The 18,808-nt window shown below is 72.9% G+C and carries 20 protein-coding genes; 4 read left to right on the forward strand and 16 right to left on the reverse strand.

The window, feature by feature from the left end; genetic code table 11:
- Window positions 1–39 precede the first annotated feature (39 nt).
- The 10 genes from mutM (EPO13_01765) to EPO13_01810 all read right to left on the reverse strand — a co-directional run bounded on the left by mutM (EPO13_01765) (window position 40) and on the right by EPO13_01810 (window position 10,677).
- Window positions 40–879 (reverse strand): bifunctional DNA-formamidopyrimidine glycosylase/DNA-(apurinic or apyrimidinic site) lyase, encoded by an 840-nt coding sequence (gene mutM / locus EPO13_01765; GenBank protein TAK70628.1) that lies wholly within the window; start codon window positions 877–879, stop codon window positions 40–42.
- On the reverse strand, window positions 872–1,765 hold the full coding sequence (gene mutM, locus EPO13_01770; GenBank protein ID TAK70629.1) for a bifunctional DNA-formamidopyrimidine glycosylase/DNA-(apurinic or apyrimidinic site) lyase: 894 nt from the start codon (window positions 1,763–1,765) through the stop codon (window positions 872–874). The genes mutM (EPO13_01765) and mutM (EPO13_01770) overlap by 8 nt, the downstream gene beginning before the upstream one ends.
- A gap of 3 nt (window positions 1,766–1,768) precedes the next feature.
- A complete protein-coding gene (locus tag EPO13_01775; protein TAK70792.1) occupies window positions 1,769–2,530 on the reverse strand; it encodes a ribonuclease III in 762 nt (253 codons plus the stop codon).
- 256 nt (window positions 2,531–2,786) lie between these two features.
- Window positions 2,787–4,217 (reverse strand): hypothetical protein, encoded by a 1,431-nt coding sequence (locus tag EPO13_01780; GenBank protein TAK70630.1) that lies wholly within the window; start codon window positions 4,215–4,217, stop codon window positions 2,787–2,789.
- Window positions 4,094–4,669 (reverse strand): DUF177 domain-containing protein, encoded by a 576-nt coding sequence (locus EPO13_01785; protein TAK70793.1) that lies wholly within the window; start codon window positions 4,667–4,669, stop codon window positions 4,094–4,096. The genes EPO13_01780 and EPO13_01785 overlap by 124 nt, the downstream gene beginning before the upstream one ends.
- Window positions 4,670–4,853: 184 nt before the next feature.
- Window positions 4,854–5,348, reverse strand: a complete 495-nt coding sequence (locus tag EPO13_01790) for a hypothetical protein (GenBank protein TAK70631.1) — start codon at window positions 5,346–5,348, stop codon at window positions 4,854–4,856.
- A gap of 50 nt (window positions 5,349–5,398) precedes the next feature.
- Entirely contained in the window at window positions 5,399–5,878 is a 480-nt protein-coding gene (locus tag EPO13_01795; GenBank protein ID TAK70632.1) for a pantetheine-phosphate adenylyltransferase, read from the reverse strand.
- 42 nt (window positions 5,879–5,920) lie between these two features.
- Window positions 5,921–6,487, reverse strand: coding sequence for a 16S rRNA (guanine(966)-N(2))-methyltransferase RsmD (gene rsmD / locus EPO13_01800; protein TAK70633.1), 567 nt, complete (start codon window positions 6,485–6,487; stop codon window positions 5,921–5,923).
- A 106-nt stretch (window positions 6,488–6,593) separates the two neighbouring features.
- A complete protein-coding gene (gene recG, locus EPO13_01805; protein TAK70634.1) occupies window positions 6,594–8,972 on the reverse strand; it encodes an ATP-dependent DNA helicase RecG in 2,379 nt (792 codons plus the stop codon).
- Window positions 8,851–10,677 (reverse strand): DAK2 domain-containing protein, encoded by a 1,827-nt coding sequence (locus EPO13_01810; protein TAK70635.1) that lies wholly within the window; start codon window positions 10,675–10,677, stop codon window positions 8,851–8,853. Before EPO13_01810 ends, recG begins: the two co-directional genes overlap by 122 nt.
- Before the next feature lie 337 nt (window positions 10,678–11,014).
- Here EPO13_01810 and rpmB point away from each other — a divergent pair, with 337 nt between their 5' ends.
- A complete protein-coding gene (gene rpmB, locus EPO13_01815) occupies window positions 11,015–11,203 on the forward strand; it encodes a 50S ribosomal protein L28 (protein ID TAK70636.1) in 189 nt (62 codons plus the stop codon).
- A gap of 115 nt (window positions 11,204–11,318) precedes the next feature.
- Here rpmB and EPO13_01820 read toward each other — a convergent pair whose 3' ends face one another.
- Genes EPO13_01820 through EPO13_01830 form a run of 3 tightly spaced genes read right to left on the reverse strand, consistent with a single transcriptional unit; the run spans window position 11,319 to window position 13,420 of the window.
- Window positions 11,319–11,621 carry a hypothetical protein gene (locus EPO13_01820; protein ID TAK70637.1) on the reverse strand — a complete coding sequence of 101 codons (303 nt, stop codon included), beginning with the start codon at window positions 11,619–11,621 and terminating at the stop codon, window positions 11,319–11,321.
- Entirely contained in the window at window positions 11,615–12,445 is an 831-nt protein-coding gene (gene thiD, locus EPO13_01825; GenBank protein TAK70638.1) for a bifunctional hydroxymethylpyrimidine kinase/phosphomethylpyrimidine kinase, read from the reverse strand. The genes EPO13_01820 and thiD overlap by 7 nt, the downstream gene beginning before the upstream one ends.
- Window positions 12,446–12,454: 9 nt before the next feature.
- Window positions 12,455–13,420 (reverse strand): thiamine-phosphate kinase, encoded by a 966-nt coding sequence (locus EPO13_01830; protein ID TAK70639.1) that lies wholly within the window; start codon window positions 13,418–13,420, stop codon window positions 12,455–12,457.
- Between the two features lie 76 nt (window positions 13,421–13,496).
- On the opposite strand from EPO13_01830, the gene EPO13_01835 reads away from it, so the two are divergent.
- A complete protein-coding gene (locus tag EPO13_01835) occupies window positions 13,497–13,730 on the forward strand; it encodes an Lrp/AsnC family transcriptional regulator (protein ID TAK70640.1) in 234 nt (77 codons plus the stop codon).
- Entirely contained in the window at window positions 13,709–14,242 is a 534-nt protein-coding gene (locus tag EPO13_01840; protein TAK70794.1) for a DUF3515 domain-containing protein, read from the forward strand. Before EPO13_01835 ends, EPO13_01840 begins: the two co-directional genes overlap by 22 nt.
- Before the next feature lie 85 nt (window positions 14,243–14,327).
- Here the strand turns inward: EPO13_01840 and EPO13_01845 are convergent, their stop codons facing one another.
- Window positions 14,328–15,473: a D-alanine--D-alanine ligase gene (locus tag EPO13_01845; GenBank protein TAK70641.1), complete on the reverse strand. Its 1,146-nt coding sequence runs from the start codon at window positions 15,471–15,473 to the stop codon at window positions 14,328–14,330.
- Between EPO13_01845 and EPO13_01850 the strand changes: the two genes are divergently transcribed.
- Window positions 15,472–16,611: an aminotransferase class I/II-fold pyridoxal phosphate-dependent enzyme gene (locus tag EPO13_01850; GenBank protein TAK70642.1), complete on the forward strand. Its 1,140-nt coding sequence runs from the start codon at window positions 15,472–15,474 to the stop codon at window positions 16,609–16,611. The genes EPO13_01845 and EPO13_01850 overlap by 2 nt on opposite strands.
- On the opposite strand, the gene EPO13_01855 is transcribed toward EPO13_01850, so the two are convergent.
- Both EPO13_01855 and EPO13_01860 read right to left on the reverse strand, forming a co-directional pair.
- The gene (locus EPO13_01855) at window positions 16,593–17,492 is read right to left on the reverse strand and encodes a hypothetical protein (GenBank protein ID TAK70643.1); all 900 of its coding nucleotides are present in this window, start codon (window positions 17,490–17,492) and stop codon (window positions 16,593–16,595) included. The two genes, EPO13_01850 and EPO13_01855, sit on opposite strands and share 19 nt — an antisense overlap.
- Window positions 17,489–18,733 (reverse strand): amidohydrolase, encoded by a 1,245-nt coding sequence (locus tag EPO13_01860; protein ID TAK70644.1) that lies wholly within the window; start codon window positions 18,731–18,733, stop codon window positions 17,489–17,491. Before EPO13_01860 ends, EPO13_01855 begins: the two co-directional genes overlap by 4 nt.
- Window positions 18,734–18,808 lie beyond the last annotated feature (75 nt).

The following is an 18,808-nucleotide window of genomic DNA, read 5'->3' on the forward strand; positions in this document are numbered from 1 at the left end:
CATCGCCTGCATGCAGAAGGGGTAGCAGCTAAGCTTCGACTAGCGCTTCCGCTGGCAGACCAGGCAGGAAAAGCTCGACCGGTTCATGAACTTCTCCCGCACGATCGGCGTCCCGCAACGGGAGCAGGGATGCCCGGCAAGACCGTAGGCGTTCAGGCTGCGGGCAAAATATCCGCTGCTGCCCGCCACGTCGACATAGAGGGAATCGAACGAGGTTCCGCCCTGGGCCAGTGCAGCCGCCATGACTTCCCGCGCTGCATCGATCAGCGCTGAGATCTTCAGCTTGCTCAACGACGATGCAGGTGTCTCCCCGTGCAATTTGGCAGCCCACAAGGCCTCGTCGGCGTAGATGTTCCCGATGCCGGACACCACCGTCTGATCCAGCAGCACGCGCTTGATCCCGGTGCGTTTGGACTTGACCCGCGCAACTGCTGCCGGCTGGTCGAACAGCGGATCAAACGGATCCCGCGCGATGTGGGCGATCGGCGAGGGCAGCAATGCCCCGCCCTCGTCGTGCATCAGATGCCCGAACGTGCGCTGGTCATCGAACCTCAGATCGTGGCCGCCGTCGGCAAAGGTGAACCGCGCCCGCTCATGCACAGCGACTGGAACATCAGGCGAAGTGATGAGCATCTGCCCGCTCATCCCCAGATGCGCGAGCAGCGCGTCCTCGCCGTCCAGGATCAGCCACAGGTACTTGCCGCGTCGCGCAGTCCCAGTGATCGTCGCACCGACCATCCGCGCTGCCAGATCCTCTGGATCACCGACATGACGACGAGCGGCACGCGGATGCCGGACAACAGCCGAGGCGATCCTCCGGCCACGAATGTGATCTTCGAGTCCGCGGCGCACGACCTCGACCTCCGGCAGTTCAGGCACAGGCAACACCTCGCAGTGTCCGGGACCCGGATCTGTGGCGGCGCGCCATTGAACAGTTGAGACCTTCGAACCGCGTGCCGAGTGCACTTTGTGCCAGGTCAGACGGGGGTATAACTCGCTGACGACTCGCCTCGACCCGCTCTACGTCAATGTTTAAGTACCCACTGCGGCCGTTAACGTCGACGTACAACGCGTCGAAGGACGTGCCGCCCGCATCCAGCGCGGCCGCCATCACCTCCCGGGTCGCGGCCAGCAGCGAACGCAACCGGGCCGGCGTCACCCGCTCGGTCGGCGTCGCCCAATGCAGCCGGGCCCGCCACAAGGCCTCGTCGGCGTAGATGTTGCCGATACCGGAGACCAGCGTCTGGTCGAGCAACGCCCGTTTCAGGCCAGTCCGGCGGCGGCGTACCGCCGCGACGAACGCCGCGTCGTCGAACCTCGGATCGAGCGGGTCGCGGGCGATGTGACGCACCGAGCGCGGGATCGCGCCGCCCGCGTCGTCGGGCACCAGCGGCTCGAGGGCGACACCGCCGAACGTCCGCTGGTCGACGAATCGCAGTTCGCGACCGCCGTCGGTGAACCGGACCCGCAGCCGCAGGTGCACTTCGTCGAGGCTGTCGGGGCGCACGACGACCAGCTGGCCGCTCATCCCCAGATGGGCCACCAGCGCCAGGTCCCGGCCGTCCAGCACCGCCCACAGATACTTGCCCCGGCGACTCACCGCGACGACGGTCCGGCCCACCAGGCCGCCGACGAGGTCGTCCGGGCCGGCCACGTGCCGTCTGACGGCCCGGGGATGCAGGACCGCTGCGGCGGCGATGGTCCGGCCCTCGACGTACGCCGTGAGACCACGCCGGACCACTTCGACCTCGGGGAGTTCGGGCACGCCTCAGGCCCGGTCGGCGGTCACCGCAGCTGCTCGCGGGCGGGCGTCCGCGGTCTTGAGCTCCTGGTACGCCGTGGCAGCCGCCTGTTGCTCGGCCTCCTTCTTCGACCCGCCGCGGCCGTCGCCGTACAGCTGGCCACCGACGCGGACCCGGGCGGTGAACGACTTCTCGTGATCCGGCCCGCTCTCGTCCACGACGTACTCGGGGACGCCCAGGCCGGCGGCCGCGGTCAACTCCTGCAGGGAGGTCTTCCAGTCCAGCCCGGCACCCAGCCGCGACGCCCGCTCGATCGTGGCGTCGAACAGGCGATGCACCACCTCGTCGGCGACCACCAGGCCGCGATCGAGGTACACCGCACCGATGACCGCCTCGACGGTGTCGGCCAGGATCGACGCCTTGCTGCGGCCCCCCGTGCTCTGCTCGCCCCGGCCGAGCCGGATGAACTCCCCCAGCGACAAGTCGCGCCCGACCGCGGCCAGCGCCCGCGAGTTGACGATGGCGGCCCGCAGTTTGGCCAGCTGCCCCTCGGGCAGGTCGGGATGGAGCCGGTAGAGCGTGTCGGTGACGACCAGGCCGAGGACCGAGTCGCCGAGGAACTCCAACCGCTCGTTGGTCGGCAGCCCCCCGTTCTCATACGCGTACGACCGGTGGGTGAGTGCTCGCTCCAGCAGCGCGGCGTCGACCACGACGCCGAGGCGCTGGTGCAGCACGGCCAGGCGATCGGCAGCCGACGGCCCACCGGCTCCGCTGGTACGGGGGCTCACCGGCGTACCTCCGCTCCCGCGGCGAGCTGCCCGATGGTGACCGCGGTGCGCAGCACGACGGGATCGACGTGGACCGGCACGCCATCGCGTTCGCGCGCCACCGCTTCGACGACGTCGGCGATGCTGACGCGGGCCAGGTCGTCCACCCCCAGATCGGCCAGCGGCGAGTCCGCCCGCAGCCCCACCTCGTCCAGGTCGAGCACCAGCGCCACCGCGCGGGTCGTCACCGCCAGCGCCCGGTCGGCGTTCCAGCCGGTCACGGCGCAGCCGCCTCGACCGCGTCGTCCGGGTCGGCAGCATCGTCCGGGTCGGCAGCGTCGTCCGGGTCGGCAACGTCGTCACGGTGGGCGTGGCCAGTCCCGGCGGTCGACCCGAGCCCGGTGAGCGGGACGGACGCTGCGGCCTCGCCACGCGCCAGCACCAGGTCGGCGAGCACGGCCCGGGTACGGCCGACCAGGTCGTCCCGGGCGGCCTGGGCGGCCAGTCCGATGCAGGCTGCCAGCGCCTCGGGCCGGGCAGCGCCGTGCGCGACCACGCAGACGCCGGCGACGCCCAGGACGGTCCCGCCGGCGTAGTCGCCGGAGGCGGCCGCCCGCAGCACGGCTCGCGCGGGTTCGGGATCGCCGTACGCCTCGGCCATCCGCTCGGCCGTCCAGGCGGCGGCGCCTTCGATCCCCTTGAGCAGGACGTTGCCGGTGAAGCCGTCGGTAACCACGACGTCGACGGCGCCGGCGGCGACGTCGTGGCCTTCGACGGGGCCGGCGTACGCGATGGGCAGGGCGCCCAGCATCTCGTGCGCCTCCCGGCGGACCCGGTCGCCCTTGCCGGGTTCACCACCGATGGTCAGCAGCCCGACCCGGGGGGCGGCGACCCCGCGGGCGCGGGCGAACGCGGCGCCGGCCAGCGCGTGCTGCGCCAGGACGTCGGCGGACGCGGCGGTGCCGGCACCGGCGTCGAGCAGGACCACGGGCCGCGCCGCGGCGGGGAGCAGCACCGCCAGCGCGGGCTTGGTGATGCCCGCCAGCCGACCCCAGGAGAAGACCGCGGCGGTCACTGCGGCGCCACTGTGGCCGGCGGAGACGAACGCGTCGGCGTGGCCGGAGCGAACCAGGTCCGCAGCGACACGGACGGTGACGTCGCGGCGTGCCCGCACAGCGCGTACCGGGTCGTCGGACATCCCGACGACGCCGTGCGCCGCAGCGAAAGCGAGCCTCGGCTGCCGATCAGCGAGGCCGCGCGCAGCGAACAGATCGCGGGCGAGGTCCGGCGGCCCCACGACGACGAGGTCGACGTCGGACCGTCCGGTCAGGACGAGCCGGGCGGCGTCGGCCACGACCCCGGGAGCGCCGTCCCCGCCGAGCAGATCGAGGGCGACTCGAACCACGGGGTCAGACGTCGAGCACCTGGCGACGGTCGTACGTGCCGCAGGTCGGGCAGGCGGTGTGGGCGAGCTTCGGCGCGCGGCAGCGGTCGCAGGTGGCCAGCGCAGGGGTGCCTGCCTTCCACTGCGACCGGCGGTGCCGGGTGTTGGAGCGCGACGTCTTGCGCTTCGGGACGGCCACGTCAGTCCTCTTCCTCGTCGTTGTGCTCGCTGTCGTTGTGCTCGCTGTCGGTGAGCTCGTCGTGCAGCTCGTCGCCGGGCCGGACCCCGGCGTCCCGTTCCAGCGCTGCCGCCAGAGCCGCCCACCGGGGGTCCACGTCGTCGTGCTGATGGCCGGGATCGTCGGCGAGCCGTGCGCCACAACGCACACACAGCCCGGGACAGTCTTCCCGGCACACCGGCGCGAGCGGCAGTGCGAGCACTACCGCGTCGCGCAGGATCGGCTCGAGGTCGATGAAGTCCGTCTCGATGAGACTGACGTCGTCGTCCTCGTCGCCGGCGGTCTCCCCAGCAGCGGCGGCCACCCCGTCGGGGTAGACGAACAACTGCAGCAGGTCGACCTCCTCGTCCCAGCTGACCGGGTCGAGGCATCGGGAGCATTCGCCGACGACTCGCACCCGGGCGGAGCCGGACACGAGGACCCCGTCGACCACCGATTCCAGCCGCAACCGCAGCTGGACGTCGGAGCCCACCGGGACCGCCGCCACCGCGATGCCGAGATCCGCCGGCGCCGGCACCGTGGCGTCCCACAGCCGCATGGTCCCAGCGCGGCGGCCGAGCTCGCGGAGGTCGAGCACGAGCGGCGCGCGGGGGTCTACGGTCACGGGCACTTTCGGTGGTGGCCGGCGCCGGCGCGGCGACGGCCCGGTGGCGTCGAAAGAACGCGGCCTCGCGAGGCCGGCGCACAGGATACCCCGCAGCGCCGGCCTGATCGAACCGGTCTCAGCCGGGCAGCGGCGTGGCGTCGTCGTGGGTGGCCAGCTCGTCGTACGCCGCCCGCCCGCGGATCCGGTCCCGGCCGCGCTCCACGGCCGCCAGCGTCTTGTTGAGGGCGACCTCGAAGTTCGCCAGCTTCGCGTCCACGTAGTCGTCGACCTCGCGGCGCATCCGGGCGCACTCGGCGTCGACGTCGGCCCGCAGGTCCTCGGCTTCGCTGACCGCGGTCCGGTAGACCTCGTGCTCACTGACCAGGCGGGCCTGCTCCTGCTGGGCGGCCGCGAGCAGTCGGTCGGCCTCCTCGCGACCCTCCTCCACGATCGCCTCGCGATCGGACAGCAGCAGGTCGGCGTGGCGCAACGAGTCCGGCAGCAGCCCGCGGATGTCCTCGACCAGGCGCAGCGCCTCGGCCCGGTTGACCACACACGACGCGGAGAACGGCATCGCCTTGGCCTCCTCCACGAGGGCGGCCAACTCATCGAGCTTGTCGTGCACGTCCACGGGGACCTCTCGTCGTTGCAGTCGTCGGTGCGCGGCGCTGCCGCGCCCGCTCAGCCCTCGCCGAGCTTGCGGCGCAGCCCCTCCAGGGCGACGTCGGGCACGAGCCCGGACACGTCGCCGCCGTAGGTGGCGACCTCCTTGACCAGACTCGATGACAGGTAGCTGTAGAGCGGGTTGGTGGACACGAACAGCGTCTCCACGCCGGTCAGCCGGTGGTTCATCTGGGCCATCTGCAGCTCGTAGTCGAAGTCGCTGACGGCCCGCAGGCCCTTGACGATGGCCGAGATGCCGCGGGCCCGGCAGTAGTCCACCAGCAGTCCGTGGAAGGCGTCGACCTTCACGTTGGGCAGGTCCACCACGCACTGCTGCAGCATCTCGATGCGCTCGTCGACGGTGAACATCGACGACTTCTTCTTGTTGATCAGAACGGCGACGGTGACCTCGTCGAACAGCGCGGCGGCGCGCGCGAAGACGTCGACGTGGCCGTGGGTGACCGGATCGTAGGAACCGGGACACACCGCGGTCACCATGGGCAGATCCTCTCGCCGGAGCGCGCTCCGCGCGCGTCGTGCTCAGGTCCGGCGACCGTACCAAAGCACGGTCTCCCCCAGCCGCCGGCTGCGGCGCGGCTGCAGGCCGTCGGGCCAGGCCAGCGCGGGGCTGCGCGCGTCGCGCTCGACCACGACCAGCGCGGCATCGGCCAGCCAGCCGCCCTCGACGAGACCGGCCAGCACCGCGGTCACCCGGTCGCCGGCCAGGTCGTACGGCGGGTCCAGCACCGCCACGTCGTACGGCGGCGTCGCCGGTGCGCCGGGACCAGCCGCGACGAAGGCGGCCACGTCGGCGCGGATGACCGCGACGGCGGCATCCGGTACCAGCGCAGCGTTACGTCGGCAGGCCACGACCGCCGGCTGGGCTGAATCGACCAGCAGCACGTGCGCCGCGCCGCGGCTGGCCGCCTCGACACCGACCGCACCGCTGCCGGCATACAGGTCCAGCACGTGGCGGCCGTCGAACTCGCCCAGTTCACTGTCCAGCGTGGAGAACAGGCTCTCCCGGACCCGGTCCGACGTCGGCCGGGTCCCGCGCGCCGGTACGACGAGCCGGCGGCCGCCGGCGCTGCCGGCGATCACCCGCACCGGGGCGCTCCGGCGGTCGTCCAGTCGCCAGGCGACGCCCCGGCCGTCATCCGGTCGCCAGGCCACGCCCCGGCCGTCATCCGGCGGCCGGACAGCGTTCCGGCGGTCATCCCTTGGCCAGGAAGTCGGCCTGCCGGTCGTCGACGAGCGCGTCGACCGCCCGGCGCAGATCGGGGTGGTCGAGCAGATCCGGATCGGCCTCGACGACGGCGGTCGCCGCGTCGCGAGCCGCCACGATCACGTCCTCGTCGGCGAGCACCGACAGCAGCCGCAGACTGCTGCGGCGACCCGACTGCGCCCCGCCCAGCACGTCCCCCTCGCGGCGGCTGGCCAGGTCGAGCCGCGCCAGCGCGAACCCGTCGGTCGTCGCGGCCACCTGGTCCAACCGCGAGCGGGCCGGTGAGCCCGCCGGCGCGGACGTCACCAGCAGCGCCAGGCCCGGCGCGCTGCCGCGGCCCACCCGGCCGCGCAACTGGTGCAGCGCCGAGACGCCGAACCGATCGGCGTCCATCACCACCATGACCGTGGCCGCCGGTACGTCGACCCCGACCTCGATCACCGTGGTCGACACCAGGACGTCGATGGCGTCGGACTGCTCGGCCGGGGCCGCGAACCGGGACATCACCGTGTCCTTCTCCTCCGGCCGCAGCCGGCCGTGCAGGACGCCCACCCGCAGTCCGGCCAGCGGCCCGTCCGTCAGCAGCGTGGCCACCTCGAGGACCGCCGCACCCGCAGTCCGCTCGCCGTCGGCAGCACCGTCGGCCGGCGGGGGCTCGGTGGTGTCCTCGGCGTCGGCGGCGACACCGATCCGGGGGCAGACGACGTACGCCTTGTGCCCGGCGGCCACCTCCTCCCGCACCCGCTGCCAGGCGCGGGCCAGGAACGCCGGTTTGTCCCGGGCCGGGACGACGTGACTGGTGAGGCCGCGGCGGCCCGGCGGCAGCTCCGTCAGCGTGGACACGTCCAGGTCGCCGAAGACGGTGATCGCCACCGTGCGCGGGATCGGCGTCGCGGTCATCACCAGCACGTGCGGCCTCGAGCCGTCCCGGGCCTTCTCTGCCAGGGCCGCGCGCTGTTCGACCCCGAAGCGGTGCTGTTCGTCGACCACGACGAGCGCGAGATCGGCGAACTGGACGCGTTCGGCCAGCAGCGCGTGGGTCCCCACGACGATCCCCGCCTCGCCCGAAGCGGCGTCCAGCAGGGCCTCGCGCCGCTCGCGCGAGTTCGCCGATCCGGTGAGCAGCGCGACGCGGGTCGTGCGCTGGCCCTCGGCGAGCAGGGCCGAATCGAGCCGACCGGACTGGGCCAGCGGGCCGAGCATCGCCTGCAGTGAGCGATGGTGCTGCTGCGCGAGCACCTCGGTGGGGGCGAGCAGCGCGGCCTGACCCCCCGCGTCGACCACGGCGAGCATCGCCCGCAACGCGACGACCGTCTTGCCGGAGCCGACCTCCCCCTGCAGCAGCCGGTGCATCGGATGGGCCTGCGCGAGGTCGGCGGCGACCTGCGCTCCGACGTCCCGCTGACCGGCGGTCAGGCTGAACGGCAGGGACCGGTCGAACGCCGCCAGCAGCCCGGCGTCACCGGCCACCCGCGACACCGCCGGCAGCGACCGCGCGATGTGGCGGCGGCGGGCCAGCGCGACCTGCAGAGCGAACGCCTCGTCCCAGCGCAGTCGGTCCCGGGCGGTCTGCCAGTCGGCCTCCGTCTGCGGCTGATGGACCAGCCGCAGCGCGGTCGCGAGGTCCGGCAGGCCGTGATCGCGCCGGACCTCCTCCGGGACGGCATCGGTCACTGCCGTCAGCCCGCTCAGGGCGACGTCGACCGCTCGCGCGATCTGCCACGACGGCACCGCACGCGTCGCCGGGTACACCGCGATGATCGGCCGCGCCCAGCTCCCGTCGACCTCGGCACCCTCGGGGACCAGTTCGTACTGCGGATGCACCAGCTGCAGAGCTCCGTTGAAACTGCCGACCTCGCCGGAGAACAGCCCCACCTTCCCGGGCTGCAGCAGGAACTCCTGCGGCACCCGCTTCTTCGGATCCTTGGGGCCGAAGAACGTCAACTGCAGCCGGCCGGTGCCATCGGTGATCTCGACCAGCAACCGCTTGCCGGGCCGGTCCTTGAACGGGATGACCCGGGCGGTGGCGATCCGTGCCATGACCGTGACGTGGTCGGAGACTTCCAGATCGCTGAGGTCGGTCAGCTCGCCCTTCTCGGCGTACCGCCGCGGGTAGTGGCGCAGCAGATCCTCCACGACGGTCATCCCGAACGCCGTGGACAACGCCGTCGCGGTACGCCCGCCGACGACGCCGCGCAGCGGGGTGGCAAGGTCGGTCACGACGCCGCGGACCGCCCTACCGGACTCACTCGACCCCCACGATGAGCGGCCACAACGCCTGGCCGCCGTCGTACGCCAGCGGCTCGATGCCCGGATGTGCCCGCCGCAGCCACGCGCCGAGCCGGTCGGCCAGATCGGCCGGGGCATCCCGGCCGAGCACGAGGGTCGCCAGCTCCCCGCCCGAACCCAGCAGCCGGTCCAGCACCTGGCGGGCCACGGGTTCCACGCCGTGGCCGACGACGGCGATGTCGCCGTCGACGACACCGAGCACGTCGCCTTCCTCGCACAGCCCAGCGGACGTGACTGCCGCGCGGACCGCGACGGTCACCGCGCCGTAGCGGGTGGCGCCCGCGGCGTGGGTCATCGCCACCACGTCGTCGTCGAAGTCCCCGGTGCCCTGGTGGACCGCGAGCGCGGCCAGCGACTGCACCACCGAACGGGTCGGTACGACGGCGCACCGGATGCCGCTGCGCCGGGCCTCCCGGGCTGCCGCTTCCGCGGCGGCCTGGATGTCGGCCTGACCGGGCAGCAGGACGACCTGGGCTGCCTCGGTGGACCGGATCGCGTGCAGCAGTTCGGCGGTCGACGGCGCCCGCCCCGGACGCGCGAGCACCACGGCGGCGCCCGCGGCCGCGGCCAACTCGGCGACTCCCGGCCCGTGGGCGACCAGGACCACGACGCGGCGGTCACGCAACGCCGGGCGGGGCGGCGTACCGGGGGCGGCCGCCGGCTGCCCGGCCGCGGCCCAGCCGACCGGCTGGACAGCCGGTGCGGCGGCGGCTGGCTCCGCACCGGTCGCCCGGACGGCCGGTTCCAGCGTGGACACGACCCGGCTGGTCGCCGCGTGCCGGCCGTCGCGGTCCAGTGCCGTGATCGCCACGCGATGCGGCCGGCCGGCCCGGATCCCGGCCTCGACCGCCGCCCCGGCGTCGTCGACGTGCACGTGGACGTTCCACAGCCCGTCGCCGCCGACCACCACCAGGCAGTCGCCCAGGTGGTCCAGCTCACGGCGCAGCGCTTGGACCGCATCGTCGGCGGCATCCAGCAGGTACATCACCTCGTACGCCGGGCCGGCGGCCTCGTCGCGGCCCGTGTCCTCGTCGCTGTCCGTCGAAGGGTCGCCGCCCGTGGAGTGGTCACTGCCCGTCGACTGGTCGCTGCCGGCCGGGTCGTCAGCGCCTGTCCAGGGGCTGCTGCTCGTCGAGCGCACCACCCGGTGTACGCCGGTGACCACCTCGACGAGCGCGTCGAGCAGGACCACCACGCCGCGACCGCCGGCATCCACCACCCCGGCCCGACGCAGCACCGGCAGCTGGGACGGCGTCTGCGCCAGGGCATCCCGGGCGGCATCAGCGGCCGCGTTCACCACCGCGGCGAGGTCGTCGGTCGTCGTGGCTCGGGCGGCCTCGGCCGCCGCGCGCGCCACGCTCAGCATGGTCCCTTCGATCGGGTGGGCGACCGCGTCGTACGCCAGCTGTGCCGCGCTGGCCAGCACGAGGCGCAGCAGTTCGGCCGGCGGCTCGGCGCCGACGCGTTCGGCCGTAGTGGCCACGACGAAGCCGCGCAACAGCTGGCTGAGAATCACCCCGGAGTTGCCGCGGGCACCCAGCAGCGCCCCCCTGGTCAGTTCGCGCGCGGTCTCGACGAGCTCGTCCCGGGGGTCGGCCTCCGGCGTACGGCGGCGGACCGCGTCGACCGCGGCGGCCATGGTCAGGTAGAGGTTCGTCCCGGTGTCGCCATCGGGCACCGGGTAGACGTTCAGCGCGTCGATCTCGGCGCGGGCGTCGGCCAGCGCCGACAGGCCCGTGCCGGCCCAGTCCCGCAGCAGTCCGGCATCGATGGCCGTGCGCATCGACTCACCTCCCGTCGCCTTCGATGTGTCCGGTTCGATTCCGATGTCCTCGGTTCGATGTCTCGGCGGCAGTCTGACCTGTCCGGTGATCGGCGACCAGCAGTGCGTGACCGTCCAGCACGCTGATTGCGCCATTCCGACGTGCACGACACCGACGTGGACTGGCGGATCGCAACCGGCGGCGTGATTGCCCGGGTCGATTTGGGCACCGGCGGGCGCTCGGCTACCCTGTCGAGGCCGTACGCCGCGCCACTGCGCCAGCCGAGCCGCGCGTACGGCCGAACTGTGTTCGGCCCTCCGATCAACCCGATCCATCCGACCGCTCTGGAGTGTCACCGTGGCTGCCACCTGCGACGTCTGCGGCAAGGGGCCTGGCTTCGGCCACAGCATCTCCCACTCCCACCGGCGGACCAAGCGTCGCTTCAACCCCAACGTCCAGACGGTTCGCGCGCTCATCGGGCGCACCCCGAAGAAGGTCACCGTCTGCACGTCGTGCCTCAAGGCCGGCAAGGTCGCTCGAGCCTGACGGCACTGCCTGGGCGGACGCGACATACGCCCCAGGACCACCGACGCCGCAGGGCGAGGCGCGCCTCACGACGACGTACCCGCATGGACGACGTGCGCCTTGGACGACGTCCGTCTCAGGACGAGGCGCGCTCGATAGCAGCGCGGAGATCGGCGTACAGCGCCGTGAACTGCGGCTGCTGCGCGCGTCGGTACTGCAACAGATATCGCCGCCCGTCCTTGGTTGTGACAGCGAGATTCCCCTGAATCAGGCGGCCGGCCTCCTTGAGCGCGACCGTCCGCATCTCCCGCACCGGGACAGTGGCGTCCTGACCGTGGTCCTTGCCGCCGAACGCCACCGCCGCAGCCTTGGTCCTGGCGTGCACGCGCAGCGCGTCGCCGTCGTAGTCGACCTCGATCAGATAGCCGGCGATCACCATGCGGCGTCCTCCCCTGCCGTACGGCCGGGGCCGGCCAGCTGCCAGCCGTGGTCGACCGGCCCGATCCCGGCGCCCAGCGCGAACCCGGCGCCGATGGCGCCGGTGACGTACTGCTTGGCCTGACGCGCTGCTGCCGGGACGTCCAGCCCCCGGGCCAGACAGGCCGCCAGCGCGCTGGCCAGCGTGCAGCCGGTGCCGTGGGTATGGATCGTCGGCACCCGCTCGCCGGCCAGCTCCAGTTCGGTGGTCCCGTCGGTGAGCAGGTCCACCGGCGGTCCCGGCAGATGCCCGCCGGTGACCAGGACCCACCGCGGGCCCAGGTCCAGCAGCGCCCGCGCCGCCGCCCGCTGCTGCCGGCGATCGGTGACCGGAAGTCCGGTCAGCATCTGCACCTCGGCGAGATTGGGCGTGACGACGGTGGCCAGCGGCAGCAGCGCCTCGCGGACAGTGCCGACGGCGGACGCCACCAGCAGCGGGTCGCCGTGCTTGCTGACCGCGACCGGATCCACCACGACCGGGACGTCCCCGGGCAGCGTCGCCAGCAGGCCGGCCACTGTCTCGACCAGAACCGTCGACGACAGCATCCCCGTCTTCACCACGTCGACGCCGATGTCGTCGACGACGCTGCGGAACTGCGCCACGACCGCCTCGGCGGGCAGTTCCCAGGCTCCCTGCACGCCGACGGAGTTCTGCGCGGTCACCGCCGTGACCACGCTCATGCCGTGGACCCCGAGGGCCAGCATGGTCTTCAGGTCGGCCTGGATCCCGGCACCCCCACCGGAGTCCGAACCCGCGATGCTCAACCCCCGCGGCCGTCGGCTCACCCGGGCACCTTACGGGCCGGGCCGGAAGTGGTCGTGCCCGGCCGAACCGGGGTGCGGCCGGCCGTCGACGAGCACCTGCGGGCCACCGCTGCCCGCCGCGGTGACCTGACCGACAGCGACGAAGCCCGGCGGCAGCACGGCCGCTGCCGGGAAGCACCCGAGCAGGGCGTGATCGTCGCCGCCGGTGAGCACCCACTCGAGCGGGTCGACGTTGAATGCGGCTGCCAGATCACGCAGCGGTTCGCCGACCTCCAGCGCGTCGGTCCGCAGCTCCAGCTGGACTCCCGATGCCTGCGCGACGTGACCGGCGTCGGCGAGCAGGCCGTCGCTGACGTCGATGAGGGCCGTCGCGCCGGCCGCGGCGGCGGCGATGCCCGCGGCGTACGGCGGCGCCGGGCGGCGATGGGCGTCGACGAGGCGGCGTGGCGACCTGAAGCCGCGCGACAACACCGACAGGCCCGCCGCGGCCCAGCCGAGCCGGCCGGCCACCGCGACGACGTCACCCGGCCCGGCGCCGGCCCGGGTCACCGGCCGGCGGCCGGCCAGGTCGCCCAGCGCGGTGACCGCCACGATCACCGCGTCCGCGCGAACGACGTCACCGCCGACGATCACCGCCCCGACCCCCTCGGCCTCGTCGCGCAGGCCGTCGGTCAGCTCCAGCGCCCAGCTGGCCTCCAGGTCGGCGGGGGCGCCGAAGCCGACCAGCAGCGCGGTGGGCCGCGCCCCCATCGCCGCGACGTCGGCGAGGTTCTGCGCGGCCGCCTTGCGGCCCACGTCGTACGCGGTGGACCAGTCACGGCGGAAGTGCCGGCCCTCGACGAGCAGGTCGGTGGTCACCACCACCCGGGAGTCCGGGACGGCGACGACGGCGGCGTCGTCACCGGGCCCGAGCACCACGCCCTCGCCGGTGCCGAGGCGGGCGACCACCTGGGCGAGCAGGCCGAACTCGCCGAGCGCTCCCACGGTCTGTCCCACGTGACCTCCGATGTCCTTGTCCGGCACGCAGCGCTACCCTCCGGCTACCCCGACCACCTTTTCCAGGAGGCCGACCATGGTCCAGGCGTACATCCTCATCCAGACCGAGGTCGGCAAGGCAGCAGCGGCGGCGAGCGCGATCGCCGACATCGCCGGAGTGCTGCAGGCCGAAGGCGTCACCGGCCCGTACGACGTCGTGGTCCGCGCACAGGCCGCCGACGTCGACGACCTCGCCAAACTGGTGATCTCCCGGATCCAGGCCGTCGACGGCATCACCCGGACCCTGACCTGTCCGGTGATCCACCTCTGACCGGCCGGCGACCGCGCCAGCCCGGCGGCCGCCGGGTGGCGAGCCCTCGCGTGGTGCTGGTCGCGATCGGGGCCGTCGTCGTGGTCGCCAGTGGCGTCCTGGCCATCGTCCTGCTCGGCCGTGTCCCGCGCGGGGTCCCGGTCACCTCCCCGTCGCCGGACCCGGCGGTCGCCGCACAGTGCCGGGAGCTGGTCGCCGCGCTACCGGGTCGGCTCGGCGGCGCCCGGCGACGCGACACCGACCCGGCCACCGGGCTCACCGCGGCGTGGGGTGAGGCTCCGGTCGTGCTGGCCTGCGGTGTCGGACGACCCGCGGCGTTGCAGCCGACGTCGATCCTGACCGAGGTGGACGGTGTCGCCTGGCTGGCCGAGCCGCTCACGGCCGGGGTCGTGTTCACCACGGTGGGCCGGGCGGCGTACGTCGAACTGACCGTGCCGGCCACCGCCGGTCCCGCCGGCGACCTGCTCGTCGAGCTGGCGCCGACGATCCGCGCGACCGTACCGCCGGCGTGACGACGGCGCCGCCGCCCGGCGTGACGTGACCACCGCGCCGCTGCGCGGCGTGACTGCGGCGCCGCTGCGCGGCTGCCGTCCGCCCTCAGCGCAGTCCGGTACCGCGGCGTAGCGCGTCCTGCAGCAGGCGGTCGACCAGCTGGGGGTACGACAGCCCGGTGGCCTCCCACATCCGCGGGAACAGCGAGATCGCCGTGAACCCGGGCATCGTGTTGACCTCGTTGAGCACGACCTCGCCGTCCGGGCAGACGAAGAAGTCCACCCGGGCCAGGCCCTCGCAGGCCAGCGCCTCGAACGCGGCGACCGCGAGGTGCTGCACGGTCTGGGCGGTGGCTGCCGGCAGTGCCGCCGGCACGTCCAGTTCCGCGGAGTCGTCCAGGTACTTCGCGTCGAAGTCGTAGAACTCGTAGCCGGGCCGGACCCGGATCTCGGCGCACACGCTGGCCCGCGGCACTCCGTCCCGGTCGGCCAGCACGCCGCATTCGATCTCCCGAGCGCCGCTCACCGCGGCCTCCACGACGACCCGCGGGTCGTGCCGCTGGGCACGGCCGACCGCGGCAACCAGGTCGGCCGCGTCGGTCACCTTGCTGATTCCGACGCTGGAACCGGCGCGAGCCGGCTTCACGAACACCGGCAGGCCCAACCCGGCCAGCCGGTCCAGGCACGCCGTCCTGTCGTCCTGCCAGGCACCGCCGGTGACCAGTTCGTGCCGCACCAGCGGCAGCCCAGCGGCGGCCAGGAGCGTCTTCGCGTGGCCCTTGTCCATCGCCGCGGCGGAGGCGAAGACCCCCGAGCCGACATACGGCACGCCCGCCAGCTCCAGCAGCCCCTGCACGGTGCCGTCCTCGCCCCAGGGGCCGTGCAGCACCGGGAAGACCACGTCGACAGCCGGCAGATCCTGCCAGCCGCCGGACTGCTGCACCTGCCACCGGGGCCGGGTCGGGTCCGGGGCGAGCACCACCGAAGCACCGGTGGCGTCGACCTGCGGCAGCTTGCCGTCGACCACCTGCAGTCGCTGCGGGTCGGCCGACTCCAGCACCCACCGCCCGTCGGGGGTGATGCCGATCGCGACCACGTCGTACCGGACCGGGTCCAGCGCCCGCAGCACGCTGCCGGCGCTGATGCACGAGATCGCGTGCTCGCTGCTGCGGCCGCCGAAGATCACGGCCACCCGGAGCCGACGAGGTTGCACGCGCCGACCGTAACGGCTCGGCACTAGCGTGCGGGCCATGTCCGAACTCGACGGACTCGCGCCGTCCACCCTCGCCGTCGTCGCCGGCCGGCCGGCCCGGGTCGCCGGCGGCCCGGTGAACCCCGGCATCGAGCTGTCGTCGACCTTCCACGCCGGCGGGACGGCCAGCTACGGCCGCGACGGCAACGCCACGTGGGACGCGCTCGAGGCCGCGGTCGGGACGCTGGAGGGCGGCCAGGCGCTGGTCTTCGGCAGCGGCATGGGCGCGGTCAACGCGGTCCTGGACCTCGTCGCGGTCGGCGGAGTCGTCGTCGCGCCCACGCAGCTGTATTCCGGCACGTCGGCCCGGTTGGCCGAATGGGAGGCCGCCGGCCGGGTCCGGGTACGCCGAGTGGCCCCGCCGGACACTGCCGGCTGGCAGCGCGCGGTCGCCGGGGCGGACCTGGTCTGGCTGGAGTCACCGACCAACCCGCTGCTGCAGATCGTCGACCTGCCGGCCGTCAGCGCCGCCGCCCGCGCCGCAGGCGCGATCACCGTGTGCGACTCCACCTTCGCCACCCCGATCGCCCAGCGGCCGCTCACCCTCGGCGTCGACGTGGTGCTGCACTCGGTGACGAAGTTCCTGTCCGGCCACTCCGACGTCCTGCTCGGCGCGGTCGTCACCGCGGACGGCACCCTCGCGGATCGACTGCGGCAGCGGCGATCCCTGCTGGGCGCGGTGGCCGGGCCGGTCGAGGCGTGGCTGGCGCTGCGCGGGCTGCGCACGCTGGCGCTGCGGATGGAACGGGCACAGCAGACCGCCGGCCTGCTGGCCCGACGGCTGCTGGAGCATCCCGCGGTCGGTCAGGTCCGCTACCCGGGGCTGCCGACCGATCCCGGTCACGCGGTGGCGGCTCGCCAGATGACCGGTTTCGGCGCGATGGTGGCCTTCGACGTCCTCGGGGATGCCGTTGCCGCGCAAGCGGTCTGCTCGCGGACGAGGATCTGGTCGGACGCCACGAGTCTCGGCGGGGTCGAGTCGACGCTGGAACGACGGGCCCGCTGGGCCACCGAGTCCAGCGACGTACCGCCATCGCTGATCCGGCTATCGGTGGGTTGTGAGGATCCGGAGGATCTGTGGCGCGACCTGACCGAGGCGCTCGCGGTGGTCCCGGCGCCTCACAGTTCGTCGACGTAGCGATCGGTGCCGGGCACCGTCGACAGGAACGGGCTGGCGAACCCGACGCGGGTCGCCCCGGCGATCGACGGTACGTCGGCGAGCCGGGGTTCGACCTCGTCGAGCCACACCTGGTCCGGCTCGCCGTCGCAGAAGAAGATCACGAGGGCGAACGGGTCATCGGCCGGATCAGCCGGTGCCGACAGGACCGACTTGAACAGCCGCAACGGCGTCAGGACCACGCTGAGCGGCAGCCGGGCCGATCGCAGCGACTCCGCCCACTGTTCGATCCCGGTCAGCTCGCCGCCGGGCTGGCGTTCGATGGCCACCGCGATCATCCCGCCGAACTCGCGATCGAGTGCGGAGATCGCGCGCGGGCCGCCGGGCGCGCGCTGCTCACTGACGAACGTGAACGACCCGGTGTAGATGTGGTCCTTCGGGAACTCCCATCGCTCGTCGTCGCGCAGCACCTGTTCCTGCCGGGCCAGCCACTGGTACCACTCCTCCTGCATCCCGGCGAGGATCCAGAACGCGATGAGATACGAGCCGCGAGCCGGATCCCCGAACAGCGTGGCAGCCGGCCGCAACTGCTTGTACCGGGCCGGCGCGACCCACCGGCGATGGGCAACTGAGCCCGGCCCGGCCAGACTGGCCGCGTAGGTGTGATCGTCCTCGTACCAGCGGTTGTACTCCCGTTCCAGCCCGGCCGGCGGTTCGGCGTACATGATGATCGCGCTGCCGATCTGCGCCACCGTGCCGATCTGGAACTCCAAGCCGTCGGCGGTGACCGCATGGCGCCGTAAGACGTCGCCGGGTTCGGCTGGGCGACGTACGACATCGCCGGGTTCAGCTGGGCCGGTGGCCGAGTCATTCTCGGCGGGGCGGGCGGCCGAGTCGCTCATGCCGCCGCCGCGGCGGGCAACCGGAGGAGGCCGGCGATGGTGCCGCCGAAGATGGCGGCCTTCTGCTCGGCGGGCAGTTCAGCACGAGCACACTGCGATTCGATCGCCTCCTGACTGCGTGGCCAGGTGCCCTCGTTGTGCGGGTAGTCGTTGCCCCAGATCAATGGCTCCCAGCCGGTCAGCGACCGGTTCCGCAACGCGACCCAGTCGTCCATGAACGTGACGTGGATCTGCCGGCGGACGTACTGGCTGGGAGTCAGCGGGAACGGCCACTGCAGGCCGATCTCGTCGGGCTGGAACTGCGGATACATGCTGCCGTCGGGCCGGAAGAACGACCGGATGATCTCGTTGACCCCGGGCGTGGTGTGCCACGCGTCGTCCATGGTGTCCATGAGGTTCAGCAGCCACCGTGCGCCGACTTCCACGAACACGAAATGCAGGGAGGGAAAGCGCTCCAGGACGCCGCCGCCGACCAGCGCGGGAATCGTCGTGGCGGCCTGGCCGCCGAACCCGCCGAAACCGCCGATCAGCGTCTTCACCGCGCACATCGCGGCGAGGTGGTCCGGATGACCGGCCGGCCACTGATAAGCGTTGGAGGCCTGGGTGAAACTGACGCCCTGCAGTGCGGTCGACGGGTTCAGCGAACCGCGCCGCTGACCGGAGCCCACGTGCATGACGATGGGCAGGCCCAGGCGCTCCGCCGCCGCCCACACCGGGTCGTACCGATGCGAGAAGTACGGCGCCTCCGGCGGCGCCGACATCGGCAACTCCACGCCGGTGAATCCGAGCGTCGCGGCGCGCTCGATCTCCCGTACCGCCTCGTCGATGTCGTGCAGGGCGATGATCGCCTGGGGGTACAGCCGGCCGGTCCCGGCGTAGACCTCCGCGACGTGGTCGTTGTAGATACGGGCGCAGCGGTTCGCGAACTCCGGTTCGTCGAGGTCGTTGATCAACAACCCCACGTTGGGATGCAGTACCGACGCGTCGACACCGTCGGCGTCCATGTCGTCGATGAAGCCGGGGACGTCGTCGGGACCGATCAACGTGAACTCGTCGTCGGTCCCCCACTTCGGCCGCAGGTAGTCCGGCGTGCGCGCGACCAGAATGCCGTTGGAGGTCCACAGTTTCATGCCGTTGGGGAACCGGTGGAAGGTGGGCGCCCGGAACTGGTCGTGGGCCGGCAACCGCCGGGTGAACAGGTCGTCAGGCTCCTGGATGTGGGCGTCCGCAGTGATGATCATCTGACTCCTCCGGCTCGGATCAAACCAAAACCGTCACCGCCGTACTCCGCGACCGGTCCTCGTCCGTTCTCGCTT

This window comes from Actinomycetota bacterium, assembly GCA_004297305.1.
Classification (GTDB): domain Bacteria; phylum Actinomycetota; class Actinomycetes; order S36-B12; family FW305-bin1; genus FW305-bin1.